The following is a 6,409-nucleotide window of genomic DNA, read 5'->3' on the forward strand; positions in this document are numbered from 1 at the left end:
TTCCGTGACGGGAAGTTCCAGGTGGGCGCCGGGCACCGATCGCCCTCGACCGTTCCCCGAGGACCCCGATTACTCCGTTGGGGCGACGGGCGTAACAATGGGAGCTATGTCCGTCCCACCGGTACCTATCGAACGCCAGAACGACCCCTACCCCGGTGGGAGCCGGCCCGTAGCCCTCAAGGGGGACAGCCGGTGAAGAATCCACCTCCACAGGATGAGCAGACGGCTACGAGCCGTCTGGCAGACTTGCCACCCATGGGGGAACCGACCGAGATCCAGCGAGGCGACGCGCGGCGCGCCGACGCGGCCAGTGGTGGTGGTTCCGAAGCGGCGACGGCCTTCCCCGGCCACCTGCCCGATGGAGCCACCCGTGCCGCCCAGTCCCGTACCGCCGCCCTGCGCAGCCACCTCCGGGCCCAGCGCCGGTCGCCGGCCCGGCCGCGGATCTGGTTCGAACTGGCGCTGATCGGGATCAGCTACTGGATCTACTCGATCGTCCGGAACGCCGTTCCGGAACAGGAAGCGATAGCCCAGAAGCACGCGAGCTGGATCTGGAGCCTGGAGCAGCACCTCGGCATCGCCGTCGAGCACTCGATCAACCACGCCGTGGACAGCGTCGGGTGGCTCATCACGGGGATGAACTACTACTACGCGACGCTGCACTTCGTCATCACGATCGGCGTGCTGGTCTGGCTCTACCGCCGCCACCCCGGGCGCTACGCCGCGGCCCGCACCGTGCTGTTCGTCACCACCGGGATCGCCCTCGTCGGCTTCTACTTCTTCCCGCTGGCCCCGCCCCGGCTGATGACCGACGGCGGCTTCATCGACACCGTGAAGGCCCACGGCACCTGGGGCTCGATGGCCTCCGGCCCCGCCGCGCACGTCTCCAACCAGTACGCGGCGATGCCCTCGATGCACATCGGCTGGTCGACGTGGTGCGGTCTGGCGATCTTCTTCCTGGCCCGCCGGACCTGGGTCCGGGTGCTCGGCCTGCTCTACCCGGTCGCCACCCTGGTGGTCATCGTCTCCACCGCCAACCACTTCTGGATGGACGCCGTCGGCGGCCTGCTCTGCCTCGCGCTGGGCTTCCTCGCCGCCCGCTGGCTCTACCACGAGTGGGTCTACCGGCTGCCCCGGGTGCCCGCCCGGGAGACGGCGGCCGAGCGGCCGGTCACCGTCCCGGAGCAGTGGAGCGAGCCCGCGGTCAGCGCCGGGCGACGCTGACGAGAACCTCCCGAAGGGGGCCCCTGACCAGGGGCCCCCTTCGCGTACCGGCCGGTCCCCGTGGCCGGTCGGAACCGGCCGGTCGAAGCCGGTCGAAGCCGGTCGAAGCCGGTCAGTGGGAGCCGGCCGGTGGGAACCGGTCAGTCGGAGCCGTAGAACAGACGGTCCACCACCGCCCGGGCCCGCCGGGTGGTCCGCCGGTAGTCGTCCAACAGCTCGCCGCTGTGCCCGGAGCCGTACCCCAGGTAGCGGGCCACCCCGGCCAGCTCCCGGGCCTCCCCCGGGAAGCTGTCCCCCGGCCGCCCGCGCACCAGCATCACCGCCGCCCGCACCCGGGAGGCCAGCACCCAGGCGGTGTCCAGCACCTCGGCGTCCTCCGGCCGCACCAGCCCGGCCTCGACGGCGGCGGCCAGCGCCGCCCTGGTCCGGGTGGTCCGCAGGGCCGGCACCTCGTGCCCGTGCCGGAGCTGGAGCAGCTGCACCGTCCACTCCACGTCCGCGAGCCCGCCCCGGCCGATCTTGGTGTGGGTGGTCGGGTCCGCCCCGCGCGGCAGCCGTTCGGCCTCGATCCGCGCCTTGATCCGGCGGATCTCCACCAGGTCCCGCTCCGGCACCCCGCCGCCCGGGTAGCGCAGCGGGTCGATCAGCTGCCGGAACCGCGCGCCCAGCTCGGCGTCCCCGGCCACCGGTTCGGCCCGCAGCAGCGCCTGGCTCTCCCAGGCGTGCGACCAGCGCCGGTAGTACGCCGCGTACGAGGCGAGGGTGCGCACCAGCGGGCCGCTGCGCCCCTCCGGCCGCAGGTCGGCGTCGACCAGCAGCGGCGGCTCGGTGGAGGGCGCGCCCAGCCGGGTGCGCAGCTCGTTGCAGACCGCCTGGGCGGCCCGGGCGGATTCCTCCTCCAGCGAGCCGAGCAGCGGCTCGTGCACGAAGAGCACGTCGGCGTCCGAGCCGTAGCCCAGTTCGTGGCCGCCGAAGCGGCCCATCGCGATCACCGCGATCCGGGTCGGCAGGTCCCCGTGCTCGGCCTCCCAGCCGGCCACGCAGGCGCGCAGCGCGCCCTGGAGGGTGGCGGCGTTGATCGCGGTGAGCGCCTCCCCCGCGGCGTCCAGCGCCTCGGCGGGGTCCTCCCCGAACCGGCCGAGCACGTCCGCGGCGGCGGTGCGGAACAGCTCCCGGCGACGCACCGAGCGGGCGGCCGCCACCGCGGCGGCGGTGGAGCCGGCCCGTCCGACGGCGGCCAGTATCTCCCCCTCCAGGGCGGCCCGGCCGCGCGCTTCCAGGCCCTGCGGGTCGCCCAGCATGGCCACCGCCTCGGGGGCCCGCAGCAGCAGGTCGGGGGCGAGCCGGCCGGCCGAGAGCACCCGGGCCAGCTGCTCGGCGGCGGCGCTCTCGTCACGCAGCAACCGCAGGTACCAGGGGGTGCGGCCGAGCGCGTCGGAGACCTGGCGGAAGTTGAGCAGCCCGGCGTCCGGGTCGGCCGACTCGGCGAACCAGCCGAGCAGCACCGGCAGCAGGGTGCGCTGGATCGCGGCCTTGCGGCTCACCCCGGAGGCGAGCGCGCTCAGGTGCCGCAGCGCGGCGGCCGGGTCCGTGTAGCCGAGCGCCTCCAGCCGGGCCCGGGCCGCGTCGGGGGTCAGCCCGGCGGCGCCCGGCGGCAGTTCGGCGACGGCGTCGAGCAGCGGCCGGTAGAACAGCTTCTCGTGCAGCCGCCGGACCTCCATCGCGTGCCGCTTCCACTCGCGCTGCAGCGCGGCCACCGGGTCGGCGCGGGTGTCGTCGTTGATCAGCGCGGCCAGCGAGCGGGCCAGCCGGCGCAGGTCCTCGGTTCCGGTGGGCATCAGATGGGTGCGGCGCAGCCGGTACAGCTGGATGCGGTGCTCCAGCGAGCGCAGGAAGCGGTACGCGGTGTCCAGCGAGGCGGCGTCCGCCCGGCCCACGTACCCGCCCCGGGAGAGCGCGGCCAGCGCCTCCAGGGTGTTGCCGCTGCGCAGCGCCGGATCGGTGCGGCCGTGCACCAGCTGGAGCAGCTGCACGGAGAACTCGACGTCGCGCAGGCCGCCCGGGCCGAGCTTGAGCTGGCGGTCCAGCTCGGTGGCCGGGATGGAGTCGATCACCCGGCGGCGCATCTGCTGCACGTCGGCGACGAAGTTCTCCCGGGCGGCGGCCTGCCAGACCATCGGGGCGAGCGCCTCGACGTACGCGGCGCCGAGCTCGGCGTCCCCGGCGACCGCGCGGGCCTTGAGCAGCGCCTGGAACTCCCAGGTCTTGGCCCAGCGCTGGTAGTAGGCGAGGTGGCTGGCCAGGGTGCGCACCAGCGGGCCGTTGCGGCCCTCGGGGCGCAGGTTGGCGTCCACCGGCCAGATGGTGCCCTCGCCGGTGGTGTCGGCGCACAGCCGGGTGAGGGCGGCGGCCAGCCGGGTCGCGGCCCTGATCGCCTCCTGCTCGCCCACGCCCTCGCGCGGCTCGGCGACGAAGACCACGTCCACGTCCGAGACGTAGTTGAGCTCTCGGCCGCCGCACTTGCCCATGCCGATCACCGCGAGCCGGCAGGCCGCGGTGGCCTCCGGGTCCTGCTCGGCGGCGAGGTCCAGGGCGGTCTGGAGGGTGGCGCCGGCCAGGTCGGCGAGTTCGGCGGCGGTCTGCGCCAGGTCGGTGGTGCCGGTGAGGTCGCGGGCGGCGATGGCGAGCAGGCAGCGGCGGTAGGCGACGCGCAGCGCGTTCGCCGGGCCGAGGGCGTCGTCCCGCACGCCCTCGGCGAGGGCACGGCGGAAGTCCTCCGGGCCGGGGTGCATGTCGCGCAGCTCGAAGGTGAGCAGCACGTGCCAGTCGTGGGGGTGCCGGGCGAGGTGGTCGCCGAGCGCGGTGGAGACGCCGAGCACGCCGAGCAGCCGGTCGCGCAGCGGCTTCGAGGTGGTGAGGGTGTCGCACAGGGTGTGCCGGTCCGCCTCGTCGGCGGCCTCCAGCAGCCGGGCCAGGCCGAGCAGGGCGAGGTCTGGGTCGGCGGTGGCGCCGAGCGCGTCCAGCAGCACCGGGTCGTCGGCCAGGCCGGCCAGGCCGGGGCCCTCCAGCAGCCGCACCGCCCGCGCGGGATCGCTGAACCCGCGCCGGACCAGCCGGTTCTCCGGCCTGCTGACCCGGCTCCCGGCCCACTGCTCGTCCGCCGCCATCGGCCCCTCCGTCCGTCCGTTGGGTGACCTGTCCTCGAACTCCCACCCGCGGGGCGTACGACGCGAGTTCGGCGACAGCCCCCAGCAGGTTACGCGCCCGTGGGCCCGCCCCGCCGGAGCGGCCGGAGCGCCCCCGGGCGCGGCGTGGCGTGTCGGCTTGCCCGGCGGCTCGACGGCGCGGTGGAGTACGCATGGCCCGCCGGGGCGGCTCCCGCTCCGGCCCCGCGGCCCTCCCCGTACTCCCGCCCGAAGGGACGACCCATGGCGACCGAGAACCCGGCCGAGTGGAGGGCCCCGCGCCGACACCCCCTGCGGGTCGCCGTCGGCGCGTTCGGCGACCTGCTGTTCACCGTCGGCGTGCTGCTCGCCCTGCTGGTCGCCCACTCGCTGTGGTGGACGAACCTCGTGGCCGACCGGCACGCGCACCTCTCCGCCGAGCGGCTGCGCCAGTCCTGGTCCGTCCCGGCGGCCCCACCGGCCGGCGCCGCCGCACCGACCGCCGCCGCACCGCCCCCGTTCGCCCCGGGCGACGCCGTCGGCTTCCTCCACGTCCCGGCCCTGGGCACCGGCTACCAGGTGCTGATCAGGGTCGGTACCGACGGGGACACCCTCGCGGACGGGGTCGCCGGGGCCTACACCACGCCGTACCGCTCGGCCATGCCCTGGGACCCCGAGGGCAACGTCGCCCTGGCCGCCCACCGCGACGGGCACGGCGCGAAGTTCCACGACCTGGACCGGCTGGAGCCGGGCGACCCGATGGTCGTCGAGACCCGGGACCGCTGGTACGTCTACCGCGTCGACGCCACGCTGGACGAGACCGCCAAGGACGACACCGGCGTCATCGCCCCGGTGCCGGTCGGCTCCCCGTACCGCGGGCCGGGCCGCTACCTCACCCTGACGACGTGCACCCCGGTCTACACCTCGCTGTACCGGATGGCCGTCTGGGGCAGTCTGGTCCGGGAGGAGCCGATGGACCAGGGCCGCACGCCGCCCGCCGAGCTGCGCTGAGCCGGTCCGGCGGACGCACGGCCGACGGGCGGTGCGCTCCGTGCGCACCGCCCGTCGGTCACTCGACGGTCCGGGTCAGGCCCGGCGCCGGCCGATCCGCATGGCCGCCGCGCCCGCCGCGAGGAACATCCCCGAGAGGCCGAGCAGGGCCGGCGAGGTCTCGCTGCCCGTCTCCGCCAGCTCCCCGTGGTGCCCGTGGTGCTCCTCCGGGTAGCCGCCCTGGTGGCCCCCGCCACCCTCGTGGCCTCCGCCGCCCTCGTGGCCCCCACCGCCCTGGCCGCCCGGGTGGCCCTGGTGGTGCTCCCCGTACTTGGCGTTGTTCGTGTTGGAGTTGGAGTTGGAGTTCGAGTTGGAGTTGGAGAAGTTGTTGGTCTGTGAGGCCGACTGGTTGTTGGTCGCCGTGTTCTGCGAGGAGTTGTTCGCGTTGGCGGTGGCGCTGTTGTTCGCGCTGTTGTCGATGTTGTTGTAGATGGTGTTCTGGACGTTGACCGTCACGTTGACGTTCTGGTGCTGGTCCTGGTCCTGGGACTGGTTCTGGCTCTCGGACTGGTTGCCGCCGCTGCCGCCGTTCCCGCCGCCGCCGCCGTTCCCGCCGTTCCCGCCGTTCCCGCCACCGCCGCCGTTCCCGCCGCCGTTCCCACCGCCACCGTGCCCGCCGCCACCGTGGCCGCCACCTCCGTGCCCGCCGCAGGGGGAGCAGGGGCACTCGTGCTGGTGGTGGCACTTCTTGCCGCCGAGGGACGACGCCATCTCGTCCAGTTCGGCCAGTTCGTCGATGAAGCCGAACGCCGACGAGCCGCCCCAGCTCCGGCCGCGCTCGCCCTCGCCCTCGTCCTCATCCGCCAGGTCGGTCTCGTCCGGCTCGGTTTCTTCCTCGGCCGACTGCTCCGCCTCCCCCTGCCCGGCGGCGGCCGGCGCCTGCGCGGCCGGTGCGGCGGGCGCCGGGTCGGCGGCCGGCGCGGGAGCGACGGCCGCCGGGGCCTGGGCGGCAGCCGGCGCCTGGACGGCCG

At 75.1% G+C, this 6,409-nt stretch carries 4 protein-coding genes; 2 read left to right on the forward strand and 2 right to left on the reverse strand.

The window, feature by feature from the left end:
• Nucleotides 1–255: 255 nt before the first annotated feature.
• A complete protein-coding gene (locus ACFRAR_RS33210) occupies nt 256–1,224 on the forward strand; it encodes a phosphatase PAP2 family protein (RefSeq protein ID WP_380703076.1) in 969 nt (322 codons plus the stop codon).
• A gap of 140 nt (nt 1,225–1,364) precedes the next feature.
• Here the strand turns inward: ACFRAR_RS33210 and ACFRAR_RS33215 are convergent, their stop codons facing one another.
• Nucleotides 1,365–4,391 carry a bifunctional [glutamine synthetase] adenylyltransferase/[glutamine synthetase]-adenylyl-L-tyrosine phosphorylase gene (locus ACFRAR_RS33215; protein WP_380703078.1) on the reverse strand — a complete coding sequence of 1,009 codons (3,027 nt, stop codon included), beginning with the start codon at nt 4,389–4,391 and terminating at the stop codon, nt 1,365–1,367.
• Nucleotides 4,392–4,652: 261 nt separating this feature from the next.
• Here ACFRAR_RS33215 and ACFRAR_RS33220 point away from each other — a divergent pair, with 261 nt between their 5' ends.
• Nucleotides 4,653–5,399 (forward strand): class E sortase, encoded by a 747-nt coding sequence (locus ACFRAR_RS33220; protein WP_380703081.1) that lies wholly within the window; start codon nt 4,653–4,655, stop codon nt 5,397–5,399.
• A gap of 75 nt (nt 5,400–5,474) precedes the next feature.
• On the opposite strand, the gene ACFRAR_RS33225 is transcribed toward ACFRAR_RS33220, so the two are convergent.
• The coding region (locus ACFRAR_RS33225; RefSeq protein WP_380703083.1) for a hypothetical protein at nt 5,475–6,409 on the reverse strand (935 nt) is incomplete at its 5' end.

The organism is Kitasatospora sp. NPDC056651, from assembly GCF_042792155.1.
In the GTDB taxonomy this organism is placed as follows: domain Bacteria; phylum Actinomycetota; class Actinomycetes; order Streptomycetales; family Streptomycetaceae; genus Kitasatospora.

Bases quoted from the DNA above. Each gene is read 5' to 3' on its own strand.
- ACFRAR_RS33215 (WP_380703078.1), bottom strand. From the start codon at position 4,391: ATGGCGGCGGACGAGCAGTGGGCCGGGAGCCGGGTCAGCAGGCCGGAG.
- ACFRAR_RS33220 (WP_380703081.1), top strand. From the start codon at position 4,653: ATGGCGACCGAGAACCCGGCCGAGTGGAGGGCCCCGCGCCGACACCCC.
- ACFRAR_RS33210 (WP_380703076.1), top strand. From the start codon at position 256: ATGGGGGAACCGACCGAGATCCAGCGAGGCGACGCGCGGCGCGCCGAC.